This window comes from Sphingobium sp. FG125 (genome assembly GCF_057809795.1).
Genome location: NZ_JBMDKQ010000007.1, coordinates 120560 through 146245 on the forward strand (window position 1 = coordinate 120560; position 25686 = coordinate 146245).

Annotated in this window: 31 protein-coding genes; 15 read left to right on the forward strand and 16 right to left on the reverse strand. The window is 64.8% G+C overall.

What is annotated here, in order from left to right:
* Window positions 1–15 precede the first annotated feature (15 nt).
* From ACODSR_RS08855 to ACODSR_RS08875, 5 genes are all read left to right on the forward strand, one after another.
* Window positions 16–846 carry a cytochrome c oxidase subunit 3 gene (locus ACODSR_RS08855; RefSeq protein WP_119746104.1) on the forward strand — a complete coding sequence of 277 codons (831 nt, stop codon included), beginning with the start codon at window positions 16–18 and terminating at the stop codon, window positions 844–846.
* An 87-nt stretch (window positions 847–933) separates the two neighbouring features.
* Window positions 934–1332 (forward strand): DUF983 domain-containing protein, encoded by a 399-nt coding sequence (locus tag ACODSR_RS08860; protein WP_489075644.1) that lies wholly within the window; start codon window positions 934–936, stop codon window positions 1330–1332.
* Window positions 1329–1964: an SURF1 family protein gene (locus ACODSR_RS08865; protein ID WP_489075646.1), complete on the forward strand. Its 636-nt coding sequence runs from the start codon at window positions 1329–1331 to the stop codon at window positions 1962–1964. The genes ACODSR_RS08860 and ACODSR_RS08865 overlap by 4 nt, the downstream gene beginning before the upstream one ends.
* Window positions 1965–2008: 44 nt before the next feature.
* Window positions 2009–3409: a threonine synthase gene (gene thrC, locus ACODSR_RS08870; protein WP_489075648.1), complete on the forward strand. Its 1401-nt coding sequence runs from the start codon at window positions 2009–2011 to the stop codon at window positions 3407–3409.
* A 111-nt stretch (window positions 3410–3520) separates the two neighbouring features.
* Window positions 3521–4390, forward strand: coding sequence for a class I SAM-dependent methyltransferase (locus ACODSR_RS08875; RefSeq protein WP_489075650.1), 870 nt, complete (start codon window positions 3521–3523; stop codon window positions 4388–4390).
* A 36-nt stretch (window positions 4391–4426) separates the two neighbouring features.
* Here ACODSR_RS08875 and ACODSR_RS08880 read toward each other — a convergent pair whose 3' ends face one another.
* On the reverse strand, window positions 4427–5158 hold the full coding sequence (locus ACODSR_RS08880) for a glutaminyl-peptide cyclotransferase (protein WP_489075652.1): 732 nt from the start codon (window positions 5156–5158) through the stop codon (window positions 4427–4429).
* A gap of 89 nt (window positions 5159–5247) precedes the next feature.
* Window positions 5248–5985: a CAF17-like 4Fe-4S cluster assembly/insertion protein YgfZ gene (ygfZ, locus tag ACODSR_RS08885; RefSeq protein ID WP_489075836.1), complete on the reverse strand. Its 738-nt coding sequence runs from the start codon at window positions 5983–5985 to the stop codon at window positions 5248–5250.
* Window positions 5986–6134: 149 nt separating this feature from the next.
* Here ygfZ and ACODSR_RS08890 point away from each other — a divergent pair, with 149 nt between their 5' ends.
* Window positions 6135–7466 (forward strand): dihydroorotase, encoded by a 1332-nt coding sequence (locus ACODSR_RS08890; protein ID WP_489075654.1) that lies wholly within the window; start codon window positions 6135–6137, stop codon window positions 7464–7466.
* 176 nt (window positions 7467–7642) lie between these two features.
* On the opposite strand, the gene rarD is transcribed toward ACODSR_RS08890, so the two are convergent.
* Window positions 7643–8545, reverse strand: coding sequence for an EamA family transporter RarD (gene rarD, locus ACODSR_RS08895; RefSeq protein WP_489075838.1), 903 nt, complete (start codon window positions 8543–8545; stop codon window positions 7643–7645).
* Complete coding sequence (locus ACODSR_RS08900; RefSeq protein WP_489075656.1) at window positions 8542–8763, reverse strand: hypothetical protein; 222 nt, start codon at window positions 8761–8763, stop codon at window positions 8542–8544. The genes rarD and ACODSR_RS08900 overlap by 4 nt, the downstream gene beginning before the upstream one ends.
* Before the next feature lie 159 nt (window positions 8764–8922).
* On the opposite strand from ACODSR_RS08900, the gene ACODSR_RS08905 reads away from it, so the two are divergent.
* From ACODSR_RS08905 to ACODSR_RS08935, 7 genes are all read left to right on the forward strand, one after another.
* Window positions 8923–9666, forward strand: coding sequence for a hypothetical protein (locus ACODSR_RS08905; protein ID WP_489075658.1), 744 nt, complete (start codon window positions 8923–8925; stop codon window positions 9664–9666).
* A 65-nt stretch (window positions 9667–9731) separates the two neighbouring features.
* Window positions 9732–10118 carry a fluoride efflux transporter CrcB gene (crcB, locus tag ACODSR_RS08910; RefSeq protein ID WP_489075660.1) on the forward strand — a complete coding sequence of 129 codons (387 nt, stop codon included), beginning with the start codon at window positions 9732–9734 and terminating at the stop codon, window positions 10116–10118.
* Window positions 10115–11542, forward strand: a complete 1428-nt coding sequence (locus ACODSR_RS08915) for an RluA family pseudouridine synthase (RefSeq protein WP_489075662.1) — start codon at window positions 10115–10117, stop codon at window positions 11540–11542. The genes crcB and ACODSR_RS08915 overlap by 4 nt, the downstream gene beginning before the upstream one ends.
* A gap of 11 nt (window positions 11543–11553) precedes the next feature.
* Complete coding sequence (locus ACODSR_RS08920; protein ID WP_489075664.1) at window positions 11554–12213, forward strand: HAD-IA family hydrolase; 660 nt, start codon at window positions 11554–11556, stop codon at window positions 12211–12213.
* On the forward strand, window positions 12210–12464 hold the full coding sequence (locus ACODSR_RS08925) for a hypothetical protein (protein ID WP_294133745.1): 255 nt from the start codon (window positions 12210–12212) through the stop codon (window positions 12462–12464). Before ACODSR_RS08920 ends, ACODSR_RS08925 begins: the two co-directional genes overlap by 4 nt.
* Window positions 12461–13156, forward strand: coding sequence for an ATP12 family chaperone protein (locus tag ACODSR_RS08930; protein WP_489075666.1), 696 nt, complete (start codon window positions 12461–12463; stop codon window positions 13154–13156). The genes ACODSR_RS08925 and ACODSR_RS08930 overlap by 4 nt, the downstream gene beginning before the upstream one ends.
* 129 nt (window positions 13157–13285) lie before the next feature.
* The gene (locus tag ACODSR_RS08935; RefSeq protein ID WP_489075840.1) at window positions 13286–13990 is read left to right on the forward strand and encodes a hypothetical protein; all 705 of its coding nucleotides are present in this window, start codon (window positions 13286–13288) and stop codon (window positions 13988–13990) included.
* A 136-nt stretch (window positions 13991–14126) separates the two neighbouring features.
* Here ACODSR_RS08935 and ACODSR_RS08940 read toward each other — a convergent pair whose 3' ends face one another.
* From ACODSR_RS08940 to ACODSR_RS08950, 3 genes are read right to left on the reverse strand one after another with little or no spacing between them, the layout of a single operon-like run.
* Window positions 14127–14804: a murein L,D-transpeptidase catalytic domain family protein gene (locus ACODSR_RS08940; RefSeq protein WP_489075668.1), complete on the reverse strand. Its 678-nt coding sequence runs from the start codon at window positions 14802–14804 to the stop codon at window positions 14127–14129.
* 52 nt (window positions 14805–14856) lie between these two features.
* Complete coding sequence (locus ACODSR_RS08945; protein ID WP_217673638.1) at window positions 14857–15168, reverse strand: hypothetical protein; 312 nt, start codon at window positions 15166–15168, stop codon at window positions 14857–14859.
* 6 nt (window positions 15169–15174) lie between these two features.
* Entirely contained in the window at window positions 15175–16632 is a 1458-nt protein-coding gene (locus ACODSR_RS08950; protein ID WP_489075670.1) for a L,D-transpeptidase family protein, read from the reverse strand.
* A 71-nt stretch (window positions 16633–16703) separates the two neighbouring features.
* Here ACODSR_RS08950 and ACODSR_RS08955 point away from each other — a divergent pair, with 71 nt between their 5' ends.
* Window positions 16704–17603 (forward strand): histone deacetylase family protein, encoded by a 900-nt coding sequence (locus ACODSR_RS08955; RefSeq protein WP_489075672.1) that lies wholly within the window; start codon window positions 16704–16706, stop codon window positions 17601–17603.
* 50 nt (window positions 17604–17653) lie between these two features.
* Here the strand turns inward: ACODSR_RS08955 and ACODSR_RS08960 are convergent, their stop codons facing one another.
* The 6 genes from ACODSR_RS08960 to hisB all read right to left on the reverse strand — a co-directional run bounded on the left by ACODSR_RS08960 (window position 17654) and on the right by hisB (window position 21769).
* Entirely contained in the window at window positions 17654–18220 is a 567-nt protein-coding gene (locus ACODSR_RS08960) for a hypothetical protein (RefSeq protein ID WP_489075674.1), read from the reverse strand.
* 71 nt (window positions 18221–18291) lie between these two features.
* Window positions 18292–18612, reverse strand: coding sequence for a phosphoribosyl-ATP diphosphatase (locus ACODSR_RS08965; protein ID WP_489075676.1), 321 nt, complete (start codon window positions 18610–18612; stop codon window positions 18292–18294).
* A gap of 8 nt (window positions 18613–18620) precedes the next feature.
* Window positions 18621–19400, reverse strand: coding sequence for an imidazole glycerol phosphate synthase subunit HisF (hisF, locus tag ACODSR_RS08970; protein ID WP_489075678.1), 780 nt, complete (start codon window positions 19398–19400; stop codon window positions 18621–18623).
* A gap of 130 nt (window positions 19401–19530) precedes the next feature.
* Window positions 19531–20268 (reverse strand): 1-(5-phosphoribosyl)-5-[(5-phosphoribosylamino)methylideneamino]imidazole-4-carboxamide isomerase, encoded by a 738-nt coding sequence (gene hisA, locus ACODSR_RS08975; RefSeq protein ID WP_217673633.1) that lies wholly within the window; start codon window positions 20266–20268, stop codon window positions 19531–19533.
* A 108-nt stretch (window positions 20269–20376) separates the two neighbouring features.
* Window positions 20377–20991, reverse strand: coding sequence for an imidazole glycerol phosphate synthase subunit HisH (gene hisH / locus ACODSR_RS08980; protein WP_489075680.1), 615 nt, complete (start codon window positions 20989–20991; stop codon window positions 20377–20379).
* Window positions 20992–21181: 190 nt separating this feature from the next.
* Complete coding sequence (hisB, locus tag ACODSR_RS08985) at window positions 21182–21769, reverse strand: imidazoleglycerol-phosphate dehydratase HisB (RefSeq protein ID WP_037491646.1); 588 nt, start codon at window positions 21767–21769, stop codon at window positions 21182–21184.
* Between the two features lie 230 nt (window positions 21770–21999).
* Between hisB and ACODSR_RS08990 the strand changes: the two genes are divergently transcribed.
* Window positions 22000–22476, forward strand: a complete 477-nt coding sequence (locus ACODSR_RS08990; RefSeq protein WP_119745137.1) for an SspB family protein — start codon at window positions 22000–22002, stop codon at window positions 22474–22476.
* Between the two features lie 324 nt (window positions 22477–22800).
* Here ACODSR_RS08990 and ACODSR_RS08995 read toward each other — a convergent pair whose 3' ends face one another.
* The 3 genes from ACODSR_RS08995 to ACODSR_RS09005 form a co-directional block, all read right to left on the reverse strand.
* Window positions 22801–23847: a flagellar motor protein MotB gene (locus ACODSR_RS08995; RefSeq protein WP_489075683.1), complete on the reverse strand. Its 1047-nt coding sequence runs from the start codon at window positions 23845–23847 to the stop codon at window positions 22801–22803.
* 3 nt (window positions 23848–23850) lie between these two features.
* Window positions 23851–24714, reverse strand: a complete 864-nt coding sequence (motA, locus tag ACODSR_RS09000) for a flagellar motor stator protein MotA (protein ID WP_217675505.1) — start codon at window positions 24712–24714, stop codon at window positions 23851–23853.
* A gap of 125 nt (window positions 24715–24839) precedes the next feature.
* On the reverse strand, window positions 24840–25685 hold the full coding sequence (locus ACODSR_RS09005) for a flagellin (RefSeq protein ID WP_489075685.1): 846 nt from the start codon (window positions 25683–25685) through the stop codon (window positions 24840–24842).
* Window position 25686: the final 1 nt, after the last annotated feature.

Consider the following 25686-nt stretch of genomic DNA (forward strand, 5'->3'; position numbering starts at 1 on the left):
CAGGGAAGAGCAGTCATGGCAGGCGCCAAGAATCACGATTATCATATTCTCCCGCCCAGCATCTGGCCCTTGTTTGGCGCCATGTCGGCGCTGGTCATGGCCTTTGGCGGGATCATGTGGATGCACCCCGACGCGCTGCCCGCTGGCGGCGGCTGGGTGTTCCTGCTCGGCCTGGCCGGCGTATTGTTCACCTTCTACAGCTGGTGGGCCAATGTCGTGGCCGAAGCCCATGCAGGCGATCATACCCCCGTGGTCCAGCTGCATCTGCGCTACGGCATGATCCTGTTCATCGCATCGGAAGTGATGTTCTTCGTCGGCTGGTTCTGGGCCTTTTTCGACTTCTCGCTGTTCCCCAGCGCGCTGCCCCCGATCGACGGCCTGTTCCCGTCCAAGGGCGTGGAAGTCATGAACGCCTTTGAGCTGCCCTTGCTCAACACGCTGATCCTGCTCTGCTCCGGCACCACCGTCACCTGGGCGCACCATGCGCTGATCCATGGTGACCGGGACGGTCTGATCAAGGGTCTGTGGTGCACCATCATCCTGGGCGCGATCTTCTCCTGCGTGCAGGCCTATGAATATGCCCACGCCCCGTTCGATTTCGGCGGCAACCCCTATAGCTCGGCCTTCTACATGGCGACCGGCTTCCACGGTTTCCACGTTCTGGTCGGCACGATCTTCCTGATCGTCAATCTGGTCCGCGCCTATAAGGGCCATTTCACCCCGCGCCAGCATTTCGGTTTTGAAGCCGCTGCCTGGTACTGGCATTTCGTCGACGTGGTGTGGCTGTTCCTCTTCGTCGCCATCTATGTCTGGGGTGGCTGGGGCGCACCGATCCACGGCGGCTGATCACTCCGCGTTCCTGGATACAATGAATAACGGCCGGGCTCGTCCCCGGCCGTTTTCTTTTGGGCCGCCGCCCGCTATGCCAGCTCCATGACAACCCCCGTTGAACCCGTCCGCCCCGCCGCGCCGCTTCTGCTCGACGCTGCGCGTGGTGCCTGCCCCAAATGCGGCGCGGCGACCCTGTTCGACGGCCCGGTCCGATTCGCACCCAGCTGCCGCGCCTGCGGTCTCGACTATGTCCAGTTCAATGTCGGCGATGGCCCCGCTGCCTTCCTGACGCTGATCGTGGGCACGTTGATGGTCGTGCTGGCGCTGACGCTGGAACTTAATCTCCATCCGCCGCTCTGGGTGCATATCCTGCTCTGGACCCCGCTCACCACGATCGCCGTCGTCGCCAGCCTGCGCGTCGCCAAGGGCGCGCTGCTTAGCCTAGAATATCGCAACCGCGCGCGCGAAGGTCGCATCGCCAGCAAAGGCCCCGACGCATGAGCACGCCGCGCATCCCCGTCATCCCGACCATCATCGTCGTGGCGGCTGTGCTGGTGATGATCGGCCTTGGCATCTGGCAGTTCCAGCGCCGCGCGGAAAAGGCACAGGCGCTGCAATTGGCCGCCAGCAACCCGGCACGCCCCCCGGTCGCCTTCCCGCAACTCCCGCCGGTGTCACCCGAACAGCTGTTCCGCCCCTCGTCGGTTCAGTGCCTGCGCGTTATCGGCTGGCAGGTCGAGGCAGGCCGCGCCGCCGATGGCTCGACCGGCTATCGCCACATCGCCCAATGCGCCACCGGCGCGGAGGGACCGGGCGCACTGGTAGCCCTTGGCGTGACGGAGCGCCCCGATGCCAAGGTCGCCTGGACCGGCGGGCAGGTGGCAGGCTGGATCAGCGAAGAACCCGACCATCGCGCCCTGCTGACCCGCATCGGCGGCAAGGCCATGCCGCTGCGCCCGATGCTGATCGCGCGCGCGGCACCCGCAGGCCTCAAACCCTCCGCCCCGCCCAGCGCCGCCGATGTCCCCAACAATCATCTCGCTTATGCGGTGCAGTGGTTCTTCTTCGCGATCGTCGCGTCTATCATCTATATTCTCGCCCTGCGCCGCCGCAACGCGCCAAAATCGCCCTAAACGCTTGCCGATAGGCGCGCGCATCGCTACCGCGCTTCCCCATCATGCAATATGTCAGCACCAGGGGTAGCGCACCGGCGCTCGGTTTTGAGGATGTCACGCTGGCGGGCCTCGCGTCCGATGGCGGGCTATATGTGCCGGAAAGCTGGCCGTCCTTCTCGCCCGACGATATTCGCGCTTTGTCGGGCCTCTCCTATGTCGAAACCGCCGTCCGGGTCATGGCCCCGTTCGTCGCCGGATCGCTGGATGAGGGCGAACTGCGCGAATTGTGCCAGGCCGCCTATGGCCGCTTCAGCCATCAGGCGGTGGTGCCTTTGGTCCAGCTCGACCATCGCAACTGGCTGCTCGAACTGTTCCATGGGCCTACGCTGGCCTTCAAAGATGTCGCGCTTCAGCTGCTCGGCCAATTGTTCGAGCGCTTCCTGTCGCGCCGCGACGATCACCTAACCATCGTTGGCGCGACGTCGGGCGACACCGGATCGGCCGCCATCGACGCGGTGGCGGGGCGTGAGAAGATCGACATCTTCATGCTCCATCCCGAAGGCCGTGTGTCCGACGTGCAGCGGCGGCAGATGACCACCGTGCGCGCGCCCAACGTCCATAATATCGCGATCGAGGGCAGCTTCGATGATGCGCAGGCGATGGTGAAGCGGATGTTCAACGACGCCGAATTCAAGCGCCGCTTCAACCTGTCCGCCGTCAACTCGATCAACTGGGCGCGGCTGATGGCGCAGGTCGTCTATTATTTCTACGCCGCCGTGCGCCTGGGCGCGCCCGAACGCCCGGTCGCCTTCTCGGTCCCGACCGGCAATTTCGGCGATGTGTTCGCGGGCTATGTCGCAGCGAAAATGGGCCTGCCGGTCGCGAAACTCATAGTCGCCACCAACGTCAACGACATTCTCCACCGCGCGCTGTCGCAGGGCGATTATAGCCAGGGCCAGGTCGTGGCGACCGCGACCCCCAGCATGGACATTCAGGTCAGTTCCAATTTTGAGCGACTCCTGTTCGACGCGGGCGGGCGCGACGGGCTGGCGCTGGCGGCACAGATGGGCGGCTTTGAAGCCACCCGCGCGATGCGCCTGACCAATGCGCAGCGCGAGGGCGCGGCTGGCCTGTTCACCTCCGCCCGGATCGACGCCGACGGCATGACCATGGCGATGCGCTGGGCCTATGACGCGGCGGGCCAGATTATCGACCCGCACAGCGCCATTGGTCTCGCCGCAGCGCAGGCGACCGACCTCGACCCGTCGATCCCCGTCGTCACGCTGGCCACCGCCCACGCCGCCAAGTTCCGCGACGCGGTCGAACGCGCCACCGGCACCCGCCCGCCGCTCCCCGCCCGCGTCGGCGACCTGTTCGCGCGCGAGGAACATTATGTGAAGCTGCCCGGCACGTTCGAGGCGGTCACCGCCTATGTCGCCGAACGCGCAACCCCGCGCGCCTAGTTATTTCCCGTTCGCCCTGAGCCTGTCGAAGGGCTCGGCCGAACGTAGTGAGGCCTTCGCTGTCGCTCAGGCGGGGGCTTCGACTTCGCTCAGCCCGAACGGAGAGTTGCTATGAATCTTCAAACCCTCATCGGCGAACCCTGGGCCGATTATGGCCTGATCGATTCGGGCCACGGCCGCAAGCTGGAGCGCTATGGCCGTTTCCGCTTCATCCGTCCCGAACCGCAGGCGATGTGGGCGCCCGCGACTGATAACTGGAAGGCGGACGGCGAATTTGTCCCCGGTTCGGACGAGGAGGGCGGGGGCCGCTGGTTCTACGAAAAGCCCGTCCCCGCCGAAGGCTGGCCGCTCACATGGAAGGAAGTGACCTTCCAGTCCAGTTGCACCCCGTTCCGCCATCTGGGCTTCTTCCCGGACATGGCCCCGGTGTGGGACTGGATGCGCGAACGCACCGCCGACAAGCCCGACGCCGAAGTCATGAACCTGTTTGGCTATACCGGGGTCGGCACACTCGCCATGTCGGCCAGCGGCGCGCGCATGGTCCATGTCGATGCGTCGAAAAAATCCGTGGCGCAGGCCCGTGCGAACGCTGACCTGTCGGGCATGGCGGACCGGCCGATACGCTGGATCGTCGAGGATGCGGCCAAATTCGTCGCCCGCGAAGTCCGGCGCAACCGCCGCTATGACGGCATATTGCTCGACCCGCCCAAATATGGCCGCGGTCCCGACGGCGAAGTCTGGCGACTGGAGGAAGATCTCCCCGCGCTCATCGCCAATTGCCGCCAGCTGCTCGACGCCGACAGCCGTTTCCTGTTCCTGACCGTCTACGCCGTCCGCATGTCGGCCCTCGCGATCGGCGAACTGCTGCGGCAGGCCTTTGCCGACCTGCCCGGCGAGGTCGAAGTGGGCGAACTGGCGGTGCGGGAAGAAGCGCGCGGGCTGTTGCTCCCTACCGCCATCTGGGCGCGCTGGAAGCGGTAAAATAATCCTCCCCTTGCAGGGGAGGATCGACAAAGCCTACTTCCCCACCTTGATCTCAAACAGCTTCGGCCAATATTTGCCCGTAACAAAGACCCGGTCCTTCGCCGCGTCATAGGCGATGCCGTTGGCCACCGCCTCGCTATCGCGCACGCCTGCCGCCTTCATCAGCGGCGCAACGTCGATCCAGTCGATCACCGCGCCAGTCGCCGGGTCGATCCGCGCAATCTTCGTTTCATACCACACATTCGCCCATATCTCGCCGCGCACCCATTCCAGCTCATTGAGCCGATCGACTGCGCGCCCGTTCCACGTCACGGTGATGCGCCGCTGCTCGGCCAGGCTTTCAGGATCAAGGAAGCGCAATTGCGCGCTGCCGTCGCTCTGGATGATATGCCGCCCGTCCTGGGTCAGCCCCCAGCCTTCACCCGCATAGCGAAAGTCGCCGGTCGGCGTGAAATCGCTCAGTTGCCAGAGGAAGCCCTGACCATGGCGCCAGGTCAGGCTGATCAGCCGGTCGCCCCAATTGACGATCCCCTCGCCAAAATAGCGCGGCTCCAGCACGCGGCGCTGGGTGACCTTGCCATCCTTCAGCCGCACCTTGCGAATATCCGACCGCCCCTCCAGCCCGGTGCTTTCATAGAGAGCGCCGTCATGGAAAAAGAGTCCCTCGGTAAAGGCGGCGGGGTCATGCGGGTAGGTTTTGAGCAGCGTCCAGGGGGTGTCGGCGAGGGCCGGGGTGGCGAACAGGGCAAGGAACAGCAGCAACAACTTCCGTTCGTTTCGAGCGAAGTCGAGAAACGTAGCGCACAGGTTTCTCGACTTCGCTCGAAACGAACGGAGGTTGGGAAGCAATGCGTTCATTCCGCCGCCTGATCCGCAACCGCCGTCGCCAGCCAGTCGGGCAGGGTAGCCGGATCGAGCGTTTCCACCCGCCGCAACTCGATCGACAATCCCATGTCCGGCAGAGCCGCCCGCTGGCGCTTCTCGTCGGCTTGCGCCAGCGGCACCGCGACCAGCCGCCGGTTCACCTTGGCGCGATAATGCATCCGCGCGGTATTCTCCTGCCCGACATAGCAGCCCTTGTCATAATCGACACCGTGCAACTCCCCGGCATTGGTTTCCAGCCAGAGTGTCTGGTCCTGCCCCAGTTCATCCGCGCCCTCGAATACGCCCAGCGCCAGCCGGTGCGCGCGGAACGCGGCGGATGCGTCGTCATCCCCCGGCGCTTCAATCCAGCGATGGCCCAGCGCAGGCAAGCGCGGATCGCGCGGCCTGTCCGCCGCCTCCAGCGCCCAATGCACCGCCAGCCTTGTGTCGCGGGCGATCACGACCTTCCGCCGCAGCCGATAGAGCGTCAGCCGCTTCGCCAAGGCTTCCGCCTGCGCCGCCTCGCAGTCGATCAACACATCCGCATCGTCTGCCCACAATATCATGTCGAACAGCGCCTTGCCCTGCGCGCTCAGCAGCGCGGTCCAGCGCGGCGCACCGGGTGCCAGCGTCAAAACATCGCGCGTCAGCAAGCCTTGCAGGAAGGGTCGCGCCTCCTCCCCTGAAATTCTGAGGATCGCGCGGTCGGTGAGGGTGGTGCCGGTCATCGGCTTTAGGTAGGACAGATGCACCCAATTACCAACCCGTTCGGGCTGAGCGAAGTCGAAGCCCTTGCCTGAACATCGTGAAGGCCTCACTGCGTTCGGCATGGCCCTTCGACTTCGCTCAGGGCGAACGGTTTTTCACGGAGCGCACCATGTCCGAAACTTTCGACCTGATCCTGAAGAACGGCACCATCCATACGCCGGGCGGCGCGGAGCAGACCGATGTCGGCGTGCGCGGCGGCAGGATCGTCGCGATCGGCACGGACCTTGGTGATGCCGGCGAAACCATCGACTGCACCGGCCTTGATGTCCTGCCCGGCTGCATCGACAGTCAGGTCCATTTCCGCGAGCCGGGGCTGGAGCATAAGGAAGATCTCGAATCGGGCAGCCGCGCCGCGGTGCTGGGCGGCATCACCGCCGTGTTCGAAATGCCCAACACCAATCCCAATACCGACACGGCAGACCGCGTCCATGACAAGCTCAAGCGCGCCCATCATCGTATGTGGTGCGACCATGCCTTTTATGTCGGCGCGACGGCGGACAATGCCGAACATCTGCGCGATCTGGAACGCATCCCCGGCACCGCAGGGGTCAAGATTTTCATGGGAGCCTCCACCGGCAGCCTGCTGGTCGATGATGACAATGCGCTCGCCCGCGTGCTGGCCAGCGGCACCCGCCGCGTCGCCATCCATGCGGAGGATGAGACGCGGATGAATGCGCGCAAAGGTCACGCCTTGGCGGGCGATCCATCCTCTCACCCGGTCTGGCGCGACGATGAAAGCGCGATGATCGCGACCAAACGCATCATCGGCCTGGCCCGCGCCGCGCGCCGCCGCATCCATATCCTGCACATCACCACGCCCGCCGAACTCGCCTATATCGGCCAGAACAAGGATATCGCGACCTGCGAGGTGACGCCCCAGCATCTGACGCTTGCCGGAGAGGAGGCCTATCCGCGCCTTGGCACCTATGCGCAGATGAACCCGCCGATCCGGTCGGGCGCGCACCGCGACGGGCTGTGGCACTGGCTCAATCAGGGCGTGCCTGACGTGCTGGGCAGCGATCATGCCCCCCATACGATCGAGGAAAAGGCCAAGCCCTATCCCACCAGCCCCAGCGGGATGCCAGGCGTCCAGACGCTGGTGCCGCTGCTGCTCAACCATGTGGCACAGGGGCGGCTGACGCTGCGCCGCTTCATCGAACTGACCTCCTCCGGCCCGCAACGGGTGTTCGGACTGGTCGGCAAAGGCCGGATCGCGCTTGGCTATGACGCGGACTTCACCGTGGTGGACCTGAAAAAACGCTGGACCGTGGGCAGCGACTGGCTGGCCTCCCGCTGCAACTGGTCGCCGTTTGAGGGGATGGAGCTGACCGGCAAGGCCGTCGGCACCATCATTCGCGGCAATCGCGTGATGTGGGAAGATGCGCTGGCCAATGATGCGGTCGGCGAAAAGGTGCGCTTCGAGGCGACGGAATTTTCCTGAGTCATATTCAATCAAGACTGGAGGTTATCCAGGCATCCTCCCCTTGTAGGGGAGGTGTCAGCACGCAGTGCTGACGGAGGGGTGTCACCCTAACGATAGCAGAACACCCCTCCGTCTGGCCTGCGGCCCGACACCTCCCCTGCAAGGGGAGGATCAGGAGCGGCGCAACGGGAGTGTTAAACCGTCGCCACCCGGTTCCGCCTGGCCATCCGCACCCCATCGGTCGCAAACAGGATCAGCGCGATCCAGATCAGGCCAAAGCTCAGCATCTGGCCCTGGCTCAATGTCTCGCCGAACAGCACGACGCCGCAGAAAAATTGCAGCATCGGGGCCAGATATTGCAAGATTCCCAGCGTCGCCATGGGCAGCCGTTGCGCCGCCATGGCGAACAGCACCAGCGGCACCGTCGTCACTGCGCCGGAAATCACCAGCAGCGCCGTCGTCCCGGCATCCTGTCCGAAACTCACCCCGCCATGGCCCGCTTCCCAGATCAGATAAGCAATGGCTGGTGGCGTCAGCAGCAGCGTTTCGACGCCTAGGCCCGTCATCGGCGCGACCGGGGTGATTTTGCGTAGCAGGCCATAAAAAGCAAAGCTGATCGCCAGCGTCAGGCTGATCCACAACGTCGTCAGCGCCGCCGCCGCCAGGATCGCAACCCCCACCGCCGCCACGCCGATCGCCAGCATTTGCGGCCGCCGCAGCTTTTCCTTCAACACCAGCACGCCCAGCGCGACATTGACCAGCGGGTTGAGGAAATAGCCAAGGCTCGTTGCGACGACATGCCCATCATTGACTGCCCATACATAGGTCAGCCAGTTTATCGCGATCATCAGCGCCGAAGCGGCCAGCGGCAGGATCAGCCGCCGTTCGCGCAACGCCGTCATCATCGGGGCCAAGGCCCGTCGCGCCGCCAGCAGCGTGAGGATCAGCAGCAGCGACCACAACACCCGCTGGGTGACGATTTCCACCGGATGGACATGATCGACCAGCCGGAAAAACAGCGGCAACAGCCCCCACAGGCCATAGGCGGCGGCGGCAGCGAACAGACCTGATCGCGCATGAGATTCGGCGGCGGTCAGAAAATCCCCCCGCCCAGGAACAGCCGTAAAGCGCCAAAGGCCGCGACGATCAGGCAGAAATTACGCCCGCCATTGCGCGATGAGATCATGCCGATCACCGCGCCGAACAGCGCCATGGGCACCAGCAGCCAGTTGAGTGCGCCCAGCAAAGGAATGAAAGCGGGGATCATCAGGATCAGGGTGACAAGGCCGATAAAGCCGGATAATATATTTAGCATCCAGCTTTAATGGCCGTTCCGCTGCATGGCCACAAGGCGAACAGGCAGGCCAGTAAGCAGAAACTGGCCCGGTGATGCGGAATTTTACCGCGATTCACCAAAAGTCCTAACGAAAAATTAACCCGCACTCTTCATGCCTCGTTTACGAAGGAGTGCAGCATGGCGTTTTTCAGGTCCGTTTCCATCATCACGCTGACGCTGGCGCTCGCGGCCTGCGGCAAGGGGGACAAGGATGCCAGCCTCGCCGCGCTCGATGCGCAACTCACCAACAATGCGGTCGATCCCGCGCTCAAAGGCGCGCTGGCCGACCCGATCGTGGTCGATCCCCAGCTGGTCGGTCAGTCCAACCGCAACGCCGTGCGCCCCGCTGACCGTCCCGCCAATGGCGCGGTGCCGTTGCTTGGTGGCGACGCCGGCAAGGCGCAGGCTGCGGCCCTGCAACAGGCGGGCGGCAAGCTGCTCGCCGCGCCCGCGCCCAGCGCAGGCGACGCAATGGCATCGACCGTCACCTTGGGCGCAGTCGCCCGCGAACAGGCGTCGCGCAACGGCGGCAACGTCAATTGCAGCAAGCAGCTCGCTTACGGCATGGAATGGGCGCAGCGTCTGCCCGATCCCTTCACTCTCTATCCCGGCGCGCAGCTGACCGAAGCGGCGGGCGCGGAACGCAATGGCTGCACCCTGCGCGCTGCCAGTTTTGTGACACCTGCGCCGCGTCAGGGCGTGATGGACTATTATTACACCCTCGCCCGCCGCGCGGGTTATGACGGCGAACATAAGATATTGGGCGGCGATCATGTGCTGGGCGGCACGCGCAAGGGTGATGGCAGCGCCTATTTCATCCTCTTCACCGACGCGCCCGGCGGCAAGACCAGCGTCGACATCATCGCCGACAACGGCAAATAGGGGCAAAGGGGCGGAATCGGACCGCCCCATTCCCCTGATCGCCATTTGCCTGTAGGGGCAGCGGCATGACCAATATTTTCCTTGTTATGGGCGGCGGCGCGGTGGGCGCTGCGCTGCGCTACCAGCTGGGCCGTTTCCTGGGCGCGATGACGCCGGGCGCGACCTGGCCGTGGGGTACGTTCGCGGCCAATCTGATCGGCGGTTTCGCCATGGGCCTGCTGGCTGGCTGGCTGGCGCGCGGCAGTATGACGTCGGGCGAACCGATCCGGCTGCTGCTGGGCGTCGGCGTGCTGGGCGGCTTCACCACCTTCTCCGCCTTCAGCCTGGAAACGCTGCTGATGATCGAGCGCGGCCAGATCATCGTCGCTATGGCCTATGCCTGCGCTTCGGTCATCGGGGCGGTAGCCGCGCTGGCGCTGGGCCTGTCGCTGATGCGGAGTGTCGTGGCATGAAGGGTCGTCCTCCCGGCAAGAGCGACGCCCCGCGCGGTCGCAAACCCGCTGCCCCCGGCAAAGCCGCCGCAGGCAAAGCGGCACCCGGCAAATCCTTCGGCAAGCCCGCAGCCGGTAAACCGGTTCCCGGCAAGCCGACCGGCGCGCCCGGTCGCGCCCGTGGCGGCGCAAAGGCCGCGACCGCGCGCAAGGGGGAGGGCGGCAAGCCCGCCTTCAAGCCGCCCTTCAAGTCCGGCCCGAAAAAGCCCGCCGCCAAGCCCGCTGTCGCCAAGGTCGCACCCGTGGTTCAGGCCGCCGCGCCCAAGCCATCGGCAGCCAAGGGCGTCTCGCTAGACGTGCGCCAATATCGGGTCCAGCCCGACGATGACGGCATCCGCCTCGACCGCTGGTTCCAGCGTCATCTGCCCGATGTCGGCTTCAACATCGTGTCGCGCTGGTCGCGCACCGGCCAGTTGCGCATCGACGGTGCGCGCGCCGCGCCGGGCGATCGCATCGCCGAGGGGCAGATGATCCGCGTCCCACCCGCCGAAGCGAAGGCCGCCCCGTCCGAACGCCCCGCCAAGCGCGCCATGGTCATCGACCTGACCGAGGACGAGATCGCCTATGTGCAGGAAATGGTGATCCACCGCGACGCGCAGGCGATCGTCATCAACAAGCCACCGGGCCTGGCGACGCAGGGCGGCACCAAGACCGACGAGCATGTCGACAAATTACTCGACGGCCTCATCTTCAACGCCGAATCGCGGCCCAAGCTGGTTCACCGGCTGGACAAGGATACGTCGGGCGCTTTGCTGCTCGCCCGCTCCAGCCGCGCCGCCGCCCATTTCGCCAAGGCCTTTTCCAGCCGCACCGCGCGCAAAGTCTATTGGGCGCTGGTCATCGGCGTACCCGCTATCGCAGACGGCATGATCGAACTGCCGCTGGCCAAGCAACCCGGCACCGGCGGCGAAAAAATGCATGTCGATGAAGCCGAAGGGCTGCCCGCGCGCACCCGCTATCGCGTCATCGAACGGGCGGGCAACCGCGCCGCCTGGGTCGAGCTGCAACCCTATACCGGACGCACCCACCAGTTGCGCGTCCACCTCGCCGCGATCGGCCACCCGATCGTGGGCGACGGCAAATATGGCGGCAAGGACAGTTTCCTGACCGGCTCGATCAGTCGCAAGATGCACCTTCACGCCCGCCGCATCCGGGTCGATCATCCCGACGGCGGCCGCGTCGATGTGATGGCGGACCTGCCCACCCATTTCGCCTCCAGCCTCGCCGATCTGGGCTTTGATCTCAGCTTGGGCGACATGCCGCTGGATGACGAGATCGACCGCAGCCCCACGCGCGAGGATGAAAAGAAGTTCGCGCGCCAGCACGCCAAGCAGGTGCGCAAGGACCGCAAGGGCGAACGGCGCTCGCGCGGCGGGGGCGAATAGGGACAGCGTCGATGCCTAACCCCCTGGTCGTGTTCGATTGCGACGGCACGCTGGTCGACAGCCAGCATAATATCTGCGCCGCCATGGCCCGCGCGTTTGAGGACGCGAAGCTCGCCGCGCCGGATCGCCTCGCCATCCTTTCGGTCGTCGGCCTGTCGCTGCCCCACGCCATGGCCCGGTTGCTGCCCGATGCGGAAGCGGATTTCCACGATCATCTCTCCGAACGCTACAAGCTGGCGTTTCAGGCGATGCGGCGCGAAAATGCCGTGTCTGAACCGCTCTATCCCGGCATCGCCGATCTGGTGCATGACCTGGATCGCGCGGGCTGGCTGCTGGGGGTTGCCACCGGCAAGTCGGATCGCGGCCTGGCGCTGTGCCTCACCCATCATGGTCTGATCGACCGCTTCGTCACGCTCCAGACCGCCGATCGCCACCCGTCCAAGCCGCACCCTTCCATGCTGCTGACCGCGATGGCCGAAGCCGGGGCCGCGCCCGACACCACCGTCATGATCGGCGACACCAGCTTCGACATGGACATGGGAATGGCGGCAGGCGTGCGCAGCATCGGCGTCGCCTGGGGCTATCACGCCCCGGACGAACTGATCGCGGCAGGTGCGCAGGCCGTGGCGATGGACAGCGCGCAATTGCGCGGCCATATCGGCGCGCCATGACCGACTTTCCGCCTCCCCCCCCCGTTGATCCCGAAAAGATCGCCCGCCAGCGCCATTTCGCCATCGGCCTGTTCCGCCTGTCGGGCGCCTTCATCGTCATGTTCGGCTTCCTCGCCATCATGCAGCGCTTCACCTGGGTGCAGGGGGACAAGGCCAAGGCGTTTGGCGCGATCATGGTCATCGTCGGCCTGTTCCAGTTCATGATCGTCCCGCGCCTGATGCTGGCCCTGTTCAAGCGCACCAAGCCATGAAGCGCTTTTACAAGGACGTCGCGGTCGTTCCCGCTGACGAGGGCTTTGCCATCCAGCTCGACACCCGCCCGGTCCGCACCCCCGCCCGCGCGCTGCTGGCGCTGCCCACGCCTGCGCTGGCCGACGCGGTGGCTGCCGAATGGCGCGTGCAGGGTGAGAGCGTCGATCCTGCCACCATGCCGCTCACCGGCCTTGCCAATGCCGCGATCGACCATATCGTCCCCAATCATAGGAGCTTTGCCGCCGGTATCGCCCGCTATGGCGAGAGCGACCTGCTCTGCTACCGCGCAGAAGCGCCGCAGACGCTGGTGGAGCGGCAGGCGGCGGCCTGGGAGCCGCTGCTCGATTGGGCACGCGCGCGCTATGATGTTGCCTTCGTCGTGACCCAGGGCATCTGGCCGGTCGATCAGCCCGCGCAGACGCTCACCCGGCTCGGCGCAGCAGTGGCCGCCTTCGATCCCTTCCGGCTGGCGGGCCTGTCCACGCTGGTGAACCTGAGCGGCTCACTCATCTGCGGCCTCGCCATTGTCGATGGCGGGCATGACCTCGACGCCATCTGGCAGGCCGCCGAAATCGACGAGGCATGGCAGATCGAACAATGGGGCGAAGATGCGCAGGCCGCTGCCCGCAATGCCCGGCGCGCCGCCGATTTTGCCATGGCCGGAGCCTTTTGCGCGATGAGTCGCCCTTGAGGGGGTGGGAACCAGCCTGCTCCTTCGTTCATTATTGATGTTGAAAGGCGCACGGTTCGCCTGTTCGACATTTATGGTGCAACAACCAAGGAGACCCTGACATTGGCAAAGACCACCCTGATCGCTTTGATGAGCCTGTCCGCGCCGCTGGCGCTCGTGACGCCCGCATCGGCCCAGGACGCGCCTGCCGCTCAATCCACCCCCGCCGCCGCGCAGATGACCCCGGAACAGATCGCCGCCTTCAACAGCGCCGTCACCGATTTCACCGCTGGCCAGAGCGCCCAGCAGGCGGGCGACAATGCTGGTGCCGTCGCCAAATATGACGCCGCGCTCCCCGCCATCCGCACCGCTGTAGAGGTCGATCCGTCGAAGATCGACAATGTCAATTTCCTCGCCAACGCCCTCTATGCTGATGCCGCTGCCTATGGCGCGCTGGGGCAAATGGACAAGGTGATCGCCCTTTATGGCGAATCGGTGCCGCACTGGCGCAAGGTCGTGGAGGCAAAGCCGACCGACGCGGCCAGCCGCAACATATTGGCGGGCATATTGATCCAGATGGGCAACCAGAAACTCGCTGCGCAGGACAAGGCTGGTTCGGCCCCGCTCTACACCGAAGCGCTGGCCCTGGCCCGCAAGTCGGCATCGGAAAATGCGGCGGACAAGGTGACGAAGAACATCCTCCTCTCTGCGCTGATTGGGGCCAGTCAGGCGGCCAGCGATCCGGCGCTTCAGGCCGAAGCGGTGGCGCTCAGCAAGACGATGCTGGCCGATGGGTCGGTCGATGCGACCAACAAGCCGGCGGCCGAAGCGATGACGGGAGTGAAGGCGGGGTAATATGCTTTTCGGGAGCGGGAGGCGCATCGCCCCTGTCTCCCGTCATGCCAGCGAAAGCTGGCATCCCGCTTTTCTTCGCAACGCTGCTCTGGAAGAACAGAGATCCCAGCTTTCGCTGGGATGACGTTGGAAAAGCTTACGCCTCAATCCCGATCTTGTCCGCATAGAGCAACCGCCCGCTGCCCAGCAGCCCCAGCAATTGCGGCAACATATGCGGCGCGACCGCGAAACAGCCTTCGCTGCGTCCGCATTTGCCCCAGGTTGCGATATGGTCCTCGCCCACATAGTCCGCGCCATGGACGACGATGGCGCGCGGTTCGGCATTGTTGTTCTGCGGGTCCAGCCCAATGAGCCGCATCGCCCGGCCATGCTGGCCGATATATTGTTCGCCGGTCTTGAACGCGCCCGAACTGCTGGCCAGCGAATTGGGTTCGTTGGAAAAACTCTGGAGCCAGCCGCTATGCGCCGGGTCCGACCCACGGCCATGGGCAACCAGATAGCTGCTGCTCTGCCCGCCGATCAGGTCGACGATATGGAAGCGCAAATCCTTGGACGGCGCATTGAAATCGGCGATCGCCACCCGGTCCCGCAGGGTGAAGGCGTCGCCATGCCGGTCCAGCGCGGCCTTGGCCCGCTCCAGCAGCGACGCATAGGGTTTGGCCGCCACTGGCTGCACGACCGGCGTTGCAGGCAAAGGCGCGGCGGCGGGCAAAGGTGACGCCCCCACTGGCACGGCTGCCCGGCCGATGCTGTCGGTTAGAAACGAAAAGGCGAGTCCGCTTATAGCGAACTTCGTGAAATTGCGGCGATCCATGATGCCAATATAGCAAAGTCGCAGCCCCGCTCCAAGAGCGGGGCGATGCACCTTATGGTGCGGAACCGCTCGCTTCGTCCACGGGCTGGCTCTCTTCGCCTTCCTGGGGCAGGCGCGCGGTCATGCCGGTGGCGTCGGCATCATCCTGAATCTGCTGCTGTTCGGACACGGACGGTGGCGGCGCGGCCGGAGTCGCGACGGCATTGTTGGACGGTGGCGGCAGCACCGCGTCCGGCTCCTCGATGATGACATTTTCGACCGGCGGCTCGACCAGATTATTGGTCGCCGTCGGCTCTTCTTCCTTCTTGCCGCAGGCGGACAGGGCAAGGGCACCGGCTAGGGCGAACAGGGCAATTTTGCGCATGGGTGGTCAGTCCTTCGATGCGATAGTCGGGGAGGGGAGGGCGGTGGGGTCGGCCCGGCGGCTCGATGCTTCGATCTTTTCGGCCAGCAACTTGTCCCAGCCATAGGGGTCGGCGCGGAAACTCATCGTGCCGTTGCTGCTGGCAAAGGCGGTCCAGTAGAGCAGATAGACCGCCACTTCCTGCGGCAACGACACGCGCTGGGTCTTGCCCGCGTCGATCAGCGTCTGGATTTGCCCATTCAATTCCGGGTCGCTCGCCACCATCAGCTCGGCCAGCGACACCGGCTTTTCCAGCCGGATGCAACCATGGCTGGCCAGCCGGTCATAGCTCGCAAATTTGCCGCGTGACGGCGTGTCGTGCAGATAGACCGCGAACGGGTTGGCGAAATCGAACTTCAACCGCCCCAGCGCGCTGTTCGGGCCGGCTGGCTGAACGATCCGCTCACCGCCTTCGGGCGTCTTGATGATCTTGTAGCCCTGCCTTGCCAGCGCCGCGCGCCCCTTGGGGAACAATTCGCGCTTGGCGATCGACATCGGCACGTTCCATGGCGGATTGACCACGATCGAATGGATGTTCGACGTCAGCATCGGCGTCGCATTTTGCGGGCTGCCGGTGACCGCACGCATCGACGTGACCGGCTGATCGCCCTGAAACACGGTCAGCACGGCGGCGGCGATGTTCACCTGCACCCGGTTGATCGGCAGGCGGCGCGGCATCCAGCGCCACCGCTCCATATTGGCCATGATCGCGGCGATCCGGTCATCCACGCTGACATTGAGCGCCGCCAGCGTCCGTGCGTCGAGCAATCCGGTGGGATTAAGCCCATAGCGCCGCTGCGCCCGTTGCAGCACGTCGGTCAGATTCTCCGTCGGGGTGACGCTCCTGTCCTCCAGCGCGATACGCGCGCGCACCACCATCGGCGCGGACGTGGCGGTCAGCACTGGCCAGCCGCCCTTGTCGCGGATCGCCTCATAGGTCGCCAGCCCCTTGCGCAGCCCGTCATAGCCCGCATAGGGCGGCGTCAGCGCATTGGCCCATTGCGCCAGCCGATCCTCGGCCACTGCCTTGGCCAGCCCTGGGCGCGGATCGAATCGTTCGGGACGCAGCGCCCATATCTCCAGGAAATCGGCAGCATCGACCCGCCCGGTGGACAGCGCCTTGGCCCGGTCCAGCACGGCGTTGACCAGCGCCTCGCCGGTCAGGTTGGCGGTCGCCTTGCTGCGCGCCATCAGCCCCTGTTCCGCGCCACCGCGCAGCCAGCCATTCGCCCACGCCTCCTGCGCCGCCGACAGCGGCGGGATGGGCGCTGGCAATGGCGCGGGCGGCACCGGCTGCACCATGGCCGGGGGCAGCGTCGGCGCGGTGGCCGGGGGTTGCGTTACCGGCGTCTGGGCGTAAGCGGGCAGGGTGCTGGCATTAAGGGCACTGGCGCTCAGCAAGGCCAGCGTCGAAAAACGGATCATGTCGGGACGGTTCATGCTGGACCAGATAGCGCAAAGCGGCCACCGTTCAAATCACGATAGCGGAAAAGATCATGCTGCACGTCGTTCACCATCCTGCCTATGTCTCTCCCGCAACACCCGGCAGCCGCTTTCGTTTCGACAAATATGGTTTGGTGATGGAGGCGCTGCGCGAAACTGCGCCGCCCATGACCCTCCACACGCCCGATCCGATGCCGCGCACCTGGATAGAGGCGGTGCATGATCCCGCCTATGTGGAAGAGGTGCTGACCCTTACCGTCCCGCCACCCAAGGAACGACGGATCGGCTTTCCGGTGACGGAGCGGGTGATGCGCCGCTCCCTGCTGTCGCCCGGCGGCACATGGGCGGCGGCGCGGCTGGCGCGCCTGCACGGCTTTGCCGCCAATGCCGCAGGTGGCAGCCACCATGCGCTGGCCGATAGCGGGGCGGGCTATTGCGTGTTCAACGACCTGGCCATCGCCGCCAACCGGCTGATCGCGGAGGGGGAGGCGGATCGCATCCTGATCCTGGACCTCGACGTGCATCAGGGCGATGGCACGGCGTCGCTGCTGGCGGGCCGGTCGGACATTTTCACCTTGTCGATCCACGCGGAAAAAAATTTCCCGGTGCGAAAGGCGCGCTCCACGCTCGACATCGGCCTGCCCGACGGGGTGGAGGACGTCGCCTATCTCACCATCCTGCACGACACGCTGCCGCCCGTGCTGGACGATTTGGCGCCCGACCTCATCCTCTATCAGGCCGGGGTCGATCCCCATGGCGACGACCGGCTGGGGCGGCTGGCGCTGACCGATGCGGGTCTCGATGCGCGCGACCGCTATGTCATGCGCCAGGCGCGGGCGCGGGCCATCCCCGTCGCCAGCACCATGGGCGGCGGCTATGGCGAGGATCGCATGGCCATCGCCCATCGCCACGCCGCCTGCATGATCCGCATGGCGCAGGAAGCAGCGGTTTGAAGCCCCAAACTTCGCTCGAAACGAACGGGTCAGAGTGACGGCATCACGGCTTAGTGGACCGTCCCGACCGCGGGTTGCGCCCCGTCCATCAGCTTGGCCGCAATCAGACCAGCTACCGCCAGCGCCACGAAATCGCTGAACCCCAGATAGAGAATATAGCCCCAGGGCGCATGGTTGAACACGGCCTGCCCGATATCCATCCACAGCACCGTCGCCAGCGCGAAGATCAGGCTGACCCGCGCCCGCTCGGCAAAACCGGTCGTGACGAACCGCAGCGCCAGCGCGATCAGCACGCCCACCACCAGCGCCAGGATCAGCCCGCCGATCAGGCTGGCGCTGTCCATCACCGGAAAGCCGCTGCTATTGTAGAAAATCTGCGCTACCGGACCCTTGCCGTACAGGATGGTCCCCTCCGCCGTCGCCGGATCGGGGATGGTATAGACGCCGGTGCCGGTCGTGTTGAGCGCCTGCGCCAGCGCCGCCTGCAAGTTGGCGCTTGCCTGGCCCTCGGCGCGGCTCGTCGCCAGCGCGCTCAGCGGCGTACCCCAGAAGATGAAGCCTGTGATAAACATCGCGAAGCCGCCCAGCAGGCCGCCGATTACCGTCCGTATCATCATGTTCTCCACTCCCTGTCCCGCCCATAAGGCTAGGCCAGAACGCAGCGGACGCAATATCTATCCGATGATAGTCAGTCCGCGGGGCGCGACGCCTTCTCGGCAATGCCCGACACGCCCTCACGCCGCTCCAGCTCGTCGCACACATCGTCGAGCGAAATGTCGAGGTCCGCGAGCAGCAGCAGGAGATGGAACAGCAGGTCCGCGCTTTCGCCGACCACGCCGTCGCGATCCCCGGCCATCGCGGCGATCACCGTCTCGACAGCTTCCTCGCCCACCTTCTGCGCAATCTTGCCGCGCCCCCGTGCCGTCAGCTTGGCGACATAGGATGTGGAGGGATCAGCCGAGCGCCGCTGGCGGATCGTCTGTTCCAGTTGGTGCAGGGTCTCGCGCATATCTGTCCTCACGCCTCAGCCAGATTGGTGCCGCGCACCGGTACGCCCGCCGCCGCCAGCGCGCGATGCGCCTCTGCGATCGTATGCTGCCCGAAATGGAAGATCGACGCCGCCAGCACCGCGCTGGCATGGCCCAATGTCACGCCTTCGACCAGATGGTCCAGCGTCCCCACACCGCCGCTGGCGATGACCGGGATCGATACCGCATCGGCGATCGCGCGCGTCAGCGCCAGGTCATAGCCCGCCTTGGTCCCGTCGCCATCCATCGACGTCACCAGCAATTCGCCCGCGCCCAGTTCCGCCAGCCGCAGCGCATGGTCCAGCGCGTCGATCCCGGTGGACACGCGTCCGCCATGGGTGAAAATTTCCCAGCGACCCTCGCCGACCCGGCGCGCATCGACCGATCCCACGATGCACTGGCTGCCAAAGCGATCGGCAATATCCGCCACCAGTTCGGGCCGCGCCACCGCCGCGCTGTTCACCGCCACCTTGTCCGCCCCGGCCAGCAGCAGCGCGCGTGCATCCTCAGGCGTCCGCACCCCGCCGCCCACAGTAACGGGCATGAAGCAGACCTCGGCAGTGCGCCGCACCACGTCGAGAATCGTGCCGCGCGCCTCATGCGTCGCGGTAATATCCAGAAAGCACAGCTCGTCCGCGCCCGCCGCGTCATACAGCTTTGCCTGCTCGACCGGATCGCCCGCATCGCGCAGATCCACGAAATTCACGCCCTTGACCACGCGCCCATTGGCCACGTCCAGACAGGGGATGACACGGGTGCGGACGGTCAAAGCGATGCTCCATTTTCCGTTCGCCCTGAGCGAAGTCGAAGGGGCCACCCGAACGCAGTGAGGGCCTTCGCTATGCTCAGGTGAAGGCTTCGACTTCGCTCAGCCCGAACGGGAAAGGATGCACAATTGATCACGCCGCCGCCTGCGCCACGGCCAGCGCGACCTTCAGGTCCAGCCGCCCGTCATACAGCGCCCGCCCGGTGATCACGCCCTCTATCCCGTCATCGGCGTGCAGGCTCAGCACGCGAATGTCGGCAATCCCCGCCACGCCGCCGCTGGCGATCACCGGAATGTCGGTCGCCCGCGCCAGATCGACCGTCGCCTCGACATTGCAGCCTTTCAACATCCCGTCGCGCCCCACATCAGTGAACAACAGGCTGGCAACGCCCGCATCCTCGAACCGCCGCGCCAGGTCGATCACCGGCATGTCGGATTTTTCCGCCCAGCCATCGGTCGCGACAAAGCCGTCGCGGGCATCGACGGCCACCACGATCCCGCCGGGAAAATCGCGCGCCGCCAGCTTGACGAAGGCCGGGTCTTTCAGCGCCGCCGTGCCGATGACGATGCGCGATACGCCCAGGTCAAACCAGCGCTCCACCGACTCGCGGTTGCGAATCCCGCCGCCCAGCTGGACATGGCCCGGAAAGGTCTCGACGATCCGCTCGACCGCCGCGGCATTGACCGCATGGCCGGCAAAACTGCCATCCAGATCGACCACATGCAGATGCTGCGCGCCCGCCTGCGCGAACAACGCCGCCTGCGCCGCCGGATCGTCGCCATAGACGGTCGCACGGTCCATATCGCCTTCGGCCAGGCGCACGACCTGCCCGTTTTTCAGGTCGATGGCGGGAAAGACGATCAGAGACATGGACTCACCAGACAATAATGGGGCAGCGTGTTCCCGCGAAGGCGGGAACCCAGTTCAGACGGCGGGCCTGGGTTCCCGCCTTCGCGGGAACACGCCATGCTAAAGGGATCACGGCTTCCACTCCAGAAAGCGCGACAGGAAGGAAAGGCCATAGGTCTGGCTCTTTTCCGGGTGAAACTGGCAACCGATGATGGTGTCGCGCGCGACCGCCGCCACCAGCGGGCCGCCATGGTCGGTCACGGCGGCAATATGGGCGGGATCGGTCGCCTCGAAATGATAGCTGTGCAGGAAATAGGCCTCGCCCGGCTCCAGCAGCGGCGGCGTGCCGTTCAGCACGACATCGTTCCACCCCATATGCGGCACCTTGATGCTGGCGTCGCCCGGCTGCATCAACCGCACCGTGCCGCCAATCCAGCCCAGCCCTTCATGCCGCCCGAATTCCTCGCCAGCCTCGGCCAGCAATTGCATCCCCACGCACACGCCCAGAAACGGCACGCCGCGCTTATGGACGGCCTCGCCCATCGCATCGACCATGCCGGGAATCGCCACCAGTGCATCACGGCACGCCCGGAATGCGCCGACGCCCGGCAACACGATCCGGTCGGCCCGTGCCACCACATCGGCGTCCGCGGTAATGACGACATCATCAGCTCCCGCCTTGCGCAGGGCGTTATACACCGAATGCAGATTGCCCGCGCCATAGTCGATCAGGGCGATGGTCACCTTAAGCCTCCCTCGATCAACACATATCCTCCCCTGCAAGGGGTCGAAAGGAGCCACGTGTCTCCTTTCGAGGACCACGAAGTGGTGGAGGGGTGTCCCGCTATCGGGAGGGCGACACCCCTCCGTCTGGCTGCGCCAGCCACCTCCCCTATAAGGGGAGGATTAAAGGGGAAAAATGCGATAAGCGAACTCACAACATCCCCTTGGTCGACGGGATCGCATCCGCCTTGCGCGGGTCGATCTCCACCGCCTGCCGCAGCGCGCGGGCCAGCCCCTTGAATGCGCTTTCGACGATATGGTGATTATTGCTGCCGTACAGAAATTCGATGTGCAGCGTGATGCCGGCGGCCTGCGCGAAGCTGTGGAAGAAATGCTCCACCATCTCCGTGTCCCACTCGCCCACCTTCTGCACGGTGAAGGGCAATTTGCACACCAGCCAGGGCCGCCCCGAAATGTCGAGCGCCACCCGCGTCAGCGTCTCGTCCATCGGCGAATAGACAGAGCCGTAGCGCGAAATCCCCCGCTTGTCGCCCAGCGCCCTGGCCACCGCCTCGCCAATCGCGATCGCGGTATCCTCGGTCGTGTGATGCTGGTCGATATGCAGGTCGCCCACGGTCTTGACGGTCATGTCGATCAGCGAGTGCCGCGACAATTGCTCGATCATATGGTCGAGGAAACCGATGCCCGTCGACACCGTATAAAGACCCGTGCCGTCAAGGTTGACGGTTACGTCGATCTGGGTTTCCGCCGTGTTGCGGTGAATCTCGGCCGTGCGCATGGTGGCCCTATAGCGCGTGCCGCCCATCTTGCAATCTGGTCGTGCAATGCGGGGCGTCTGTCTGTCTCGAAATGCGCGGAAGAGCGCATTTCGGTTACCGCACCGGCCCACACCCCCACCCGACCTCCCATTCAGGATACACTCTGTGGGCGGTCGGGTGGGGGTGTGGGCCGGTGCGGGTGTGCCAGGGGGCTTGACCCCCTGTTTCGCGCCGTTAGGACATGGACGCCATGAGCGATGACCTGCCCGACAGCCTGATTCCCTATGACGAAATCGTGCAGGAAGCCCTGCGCGCCGTCGTCGGTCGCGTGTTGGGAGAGGTGCAGGCCAGCGGCGGCCTGCCCGGCAGCCACCATTTCTATATCACCTTCAAGACCCAGGCACCCGGCGTCGACATCCCCAAGCGGCTGATCGAACGCTTCCCGGACGAAATGACCATCGTCCTCCAGAATAAATATTGGGACCTGAAGGTCAGCGACCATCATTTCGAGGTCAGCCTGACCTTCAACCAGGTCGCCGCCCACCTCAACATCCCCTTCGCCGCGATCACCGCGTTCGTCGACCCCGCCGTCAACTTCGCACTCCAGTTTCAGGTCGCGGGCGACGCTCTGCCGGAGCCGCATGACGAAGCGGAAAATGACGGCCCGCAGGTCGTGGCGGAAGATGGCTCCAACGTGGTGACGGTGGACTTCGGCAAGAAGAAGTAGGCGCGAGCGGCGGTTAGGCCGCGCCTATTCGCACGACCGTCCGCCCTTCGTCACCCCGGACTTGATCCGGGGTCCATTCACACAAAAATTACGGATGCGCGCGACGAGCGCGCAAAGGGATACAGACTCCCATTAGGATGACGATGGCGGCGATTGACTGATAGCGACCATAATAGGCCACCCATGTCGTCATCCCAGCGAAGGCTGGGATCTCACTTCTTTTAGCGAAGCGATTGAAAGAAAAGAGAGATGCCAGCCCTCGCTGGCATGACGGTGGGAAGAGCCGCCCGTCCGCAAACCACCCCTCGCGCTACCCCGTCATCCTCAATGCTTCCCTGGCTTGTTCGAAGTCCCAGGCGCCGTTGGGTTCAGCAGTGCCGCGCCGCCAGGCAGGCCGGTGCCGCCCATGTCCAGGCTCTGTGCCGCCTTTTTCGCCACGCGGGCCGGATCGTCACGTTCCTTGATCGCGGCCTTGGTTTCCGCGTCCATATCCTCATCGTCAGCGCTGTTGCCGCCGCGGGTCCAGCCCAGGATGATCGACATGCGCCGGTTGCGCGGATCATAGGCGTCGTTCTTGATGAAGGGTTCACGGTCGGCGACGCCCTCGATCCGGGCGAAGCGGGCATTGCCGATGCCGCTGTCGGCCAGCGCCCTGCGCGTCGATTCGGCGCGGGTCGATGACAGCAGCCAGTTGTTCATGGTCCGGCCCGACGCATAGGGCAGGCCATCGGTATGGCCGCGCACGATCAGCGGGTTGGGCATGGTTTGCAGCACGGACGCGACTTCGCCGATCAGCGCGCGGGCCTGCGGCACCAGCCGGTCGGTGCCCATCGCGAACATCGCGAAATCCGCCTCGTCGATCAGGTCGATGCGCAGTCCTTCACGGGTTTCGGTGAAGCGCACATTCTTGCGCAGCTTGGCCATGCGCTTGGCCATGCGCGCTTCCAGTTCCTTCTTGATCGATTCAAATTTCTGCCGATCGGCGGCTTTCATCGCCTTGCCGCCCTGGTCCTTCGTGCCGCTGGCGTCGCGCGGAATGGTAATGGCCAGACTGCCCTGACCACCGGTCGTCGGGTAATTTTCCTTCGCCATCATGCTGTCGCCACCGAACATGCCATTCGACCCGGCCGAATTTTCCTTGGTCTGCACCAAAGTGGGCGTGAAATAGTCGGCCAGCCCCTTGCGCTGCTTTTCGGTGGTCGCACCCAGCAGCCACATCAGCAGGAAAAACGCCATCATCGCCGTCACGAAATCGGCATAGGCGACTTTCCATGCGCCGCCATGATGGCCGCCATGGCCGTCGACGATGATCTTCTTGACGATGATCGGCCGGGGTTCCGGCTCGTTCGCGCCGCGCTTTTTCTCCGCCATGGCTTATTTGCCCCGCATACCGTCGAACACTTCGGCAAAGCCGGGCTGGTTGGCATGGGTCAGGCCGGAACGGGCCGCCTCGATCACCAGCGGCTGCGGGTGGCCGTGGAGCGAGGCGACGATGATCTGCTTGACGACATGATAGATTGCCCCATCCGCCTCGATCACGGACCGGCAGCGGTTGGCGAAGGGATTGACCATGCCATAGGCGAGCAGGATGCCAAGGAAGGTGCCGACCAGCGCCGAACCGATCATCGCACCCAAAATCGCGGGCGGCTGGTCGATCGAGCCCATCGTCTTGACCACGCCCAGAACAGCCGCAACGATGCCGAGCGCGGGCAGCGCATCGGCCAGGCCTTGCAGATTGTCCGCCGGCTTGATCGCTTCGTGGTGATGCGTCTTGAGGCTGTTGTCCATCACCTCTTCCACCGCATGGGGATCGAGCGTGCCGGACGAGATGACGACCAGACGCAGCGTGTCGCTGATCAGGTGGACCAGCGCCTTGTCCTTCATCAGCTTGGGATATTCGGTGAAGATGGTGGAGGTTGAGGGGTCCTCGATATGCGGCTCCAGCGCCACTGGCCCTTCGACCCGCAGCGTTTTCATGAGCTTGGACACCAGAAAGATGCAGTCCAGAAAATCCTGCTTCTTATATTTGGCGCCCTTGAACACCTTGCCCAGGCCACCGCCCAGCGCCTTGAGGTCCGATCCGCTATTGCCGATGATGAGCGCGCCGACGGCCGCGCCGCCGATGATCAGCATTTCATGGGGCAGGGCATGAAGCACCGGGCCAAGATCGCCGCCGGTGAAGGCAAAGCCGCCGAACACCATGACAAGCAGGACGACCAGTCCAATGGCAGCGAACATGAAACTATCCCCGATATAAGCACCCGGAAGCGGTAAGCCCCGGCGGCGCCACCAGGGGCACCTGTCATGTGGTTAATACGGACTGGTTAGCGTCCGGTTTAGGACGACGATTTATTTTCGTCAGATCAGCTGATCAGGTCGAACAAAGTCTGCTGGTTGATCCGGGCAAAGGCAGACTGCGCGGCTTCCAGCTGCATCAGCTGCGCCTTCAGGTTGGAAATGACTTCGGTAAGGTCGGTCGATTGCAGTGCCGCGCGCCGTTCGGTGAGGTCGAGGTCAATGTCCGTCAGCCGCTCACCCACAATGTCGAGCCGGTTGCTGCGCACGCCCTGCCGCGCCAGTTCGACCGTGATGTGGCCCTGTCCGATCTTGATCGCATCCAGGCCCGCTCCGATGGCCGCATCGTCCCCATTTTGCAGCGCGTCGATGCTCTGGCTCAATATTCCGTCGATCGACATCGGCGTGCCGTTGACGTCAATCCCTTCGGACACGTCCTGCCGCGTCGCCACGACTTCCAGATTGAGACCACGGCTGACCGGCACCAGCACGCTTTGCTGATCGTCGAACACCGACACGCCCTGATAATCGGTCTGGTTCAGCAATTCGCTGATCGTCGTGCGGATGGTCGACATTTCCTCGACGATCGCGGCGCGGCTGGTGTCGTTGAGCGATCCGTTGCGCGCCGACGTCACCAGTTCCTGCGCGCGGGTCAACAGATTGTTGACCTCGTCCAGATTGGCTTCGGCATTGGCGGCGCGGGTCTTGCCATAGCTGATATTGGTCTGCCATGCCGACTGCTGCGCCTGCGCCCGGCCCACATCGGACACCTGCACCCAGGCAAGCGCGTCGTCCGACGGCTTGTTGAGCGTGATACCGGTGGAAATGGCGGTCTGCCCGTCGACGATATTCTGCGACAATTGCTGTTGCCGGCGGATTTCGGCGAGCATGATCTTGTTGGTGATACCTACCATG

What these genes read in the sequence shown, in the direction of transcription:
- ACODSR_RS08855 (WP_119746104.1), top strand. Translation starts at nt 16, where the DNA reads ATGGCAGGCGCCAAGAATCACGATTATCATATTCTCCCGCCCAGCATC.
- ACODSR_RS08950 (WP_489075670.1), bottom strand. Translation starts at nt 16,632, where the DNA reads ATGATCCGTTTTTCGACGCTGGCCTTGCTGAGCGCCAGTGCCCTTAAT.
- ACODSR_RS08875 (WP_489075650.1), top strand. Translation starts at nt 3,521, where the DNA reads ATGAATCTTCAAACCCTCATCGGCGAACCCTGGGCCGATTATGGCCTG.
- ACODSR_RS08900 (WP_489075656.1), bottom strand. Translation starts at nt 8,763, where the DNA reads ATGCTAAATATATTATCCGGCTTTATCGGCCTTGTCACCCTGATCCTG.
- thrC (WP_489075648.1), top strand. Translation starts at nt 2,009, where the DNA reads ATGCAATATGTCAGCACCAGGGGTAGCGCACCGGCGCTCGGTTTTGAG.
- ACODSR_RS08945 (WP_217673638.1), bottom strand. Translation starts at nt 15,168, where the DNA reads ATGCGCAAAATTGCCCTGTTCGCCCTAGCCGGTGCCCTTGCCCTGTCC.
- ACODSR_RS08915 (WP_489075662.1), top strand. Translation starts at nt 10,115, where the DNA reads ATGAAGGGTCGTCCTCCCGGCAAGAGCGACGCCCCGCGCGGTCGCAAA.
- ACODSR_RS08920 (WP_489075664.1), top strand. Translation starts at nt 11,554, where the DNA reads ATGCCTAACCCCCTGGTCGTGTTCGATTGCGACGGCACGCTGGTCGAC.
- ACODSR_RS08940 (WP_489075668.1), bottom strand. Translation starts at nt 14,804, where the DNA reads ATGGATCGCCGCAATTTCACGAAGTTCGCTATAAGCGGACTCGCCTTT.
- ACODSR_RS08995 (WP_489075683.1), bottom strand. Translation starts at nt 23,847, where the DNA reads ATGGCGGAGAAAAAGCGCGGCGCGAACGAGCCGGAACCCCGGCCGATC.
- ygfZ (WP_489075836.1), bottom strand. Translation starts at nt 5,985, where the DNA reads ATGACCGGCACCACCCTCACCGACCGCGCGATCCTCAGAATTTCAGGG.
- hisA (WP_217673633.1), bottom strand. Translation starts at nt 20,268, where the DNA reads ATGTCTCTGATCGTCTTTCCCGCCATCGACCTGAAAAACGGGCAGGTC.
- ACODSR_RS08860 (WP_489075644.1), top strand. Translation starts at nt 934, where the DNA reads ATGACAACCCCCGTTGAACCCGTCCGCCCCGCCGCGCCGCTTCTGCTC.
- crcB (WP_489075660.1), top strand. Translation starts at nt 9,732, where the DNA reads ATGACCAATATTTTCCTTGTTATGGGCGGCGGCGCGGTGGGCGCTGCG.
- ACODSR_RS08965 (WP_489075676.1), bottom strand. Translation starts at nt 18,612, where the DNA reads ATGCGCGAGACCCTGCACCAACTGGAACAGACGATCCGCCAGCGGCGC.
- ACODSR_RS08865 (WP_489075646.1), top strand. Translation starts at nt 1,329, where the DNA reads ATGAGCACGCCGCGCATCCCCGTCATCCCGACCATCATCGTCGTGGCG.
- ACODSR_RS09005 (WP_489075685.1), bottom strand. Translation starts at nt 25,685, where the DNA reads ATGGTAGGTATCACCAACAAGATCATGCTCGCCGAAATCCGCCGGCAA.
- motA (WP_217675505.1), bottom strand. Translation starts at nt 24,714, where the DNA reads ATGTTCGCTGCCATTGGACTGGTCGTCCTGCTTGTCATGGTGTTCGGC.
- ACODSR_RS08960 (WP_489075674.1), bottom strand. Translation starts at nt 18,220, where the DNA reads ATGATGATACGGACGGTAATCGGCGGCCTGCTGGGCGGCTTCGCGATG.
- ACODSR_RS08930 (WP_489075666.1), top strand. Translation starts at nt 12,461, where the DNA reads ATGAAGCGCTTTTACAAGGACGTCGCGGTCGTTCCCGCTGACGAGGGC.
- ACODSR_RS08905 (WP_489075658.1), top strand. Translation starts at nt 8,923, where the DNA reads ATGGCGTTTTTCAGGTCCGTTTCCATCATCACGCTGACGCTGGCGCTC.
- ACODSR_RS08925 (WP_294133745.1), top strand. Translation starts at nt 12,210, where the DNA reads ATGACCGACTTTCCGCCTCCCCCCCCCGTTGATCCCGAAAAGATCGCC.
- ACODSR_RS08990 (WP_119745137.1), top strand. Translation starts at nt 22,000, where the DNA reads ATGAGCGATGACCTGCCCGACAGCCTGATTCCCTATGACGAAATCGTG.
- ACODSR_RS08935 (WP_489075840.1), top strand. Translation starts at nt 13,286, where the DNA reads ATGAGCCTGTCCGCGCCGCTGGCGCTCGTGACGCCCGCATCGGCCCAG.
- hisB (WP_037491646.1), bottom strand. Translation starts at nt 21,769, where the DNA reads ATGCGCACGGCCGAGATTCACCGCAACACGGCGGAAACCCAGATCGAC.
- ACODSR_RS08890 (WP_489075654.1), top strand. Translation starts at nt 6,135, where the DNA reads ATGTCCGAAACTTTCGACCTGATCCTGAAGAACGGCACCATCCATACG.
- ACODSR_RS08955 (WP_489075672.1), top strand. Translation starts at nt 16,704, where the DNA reads ATGCTGCACGTCGTTCACCATCCTGCCTATGTCTCTCCCGCAACACCC.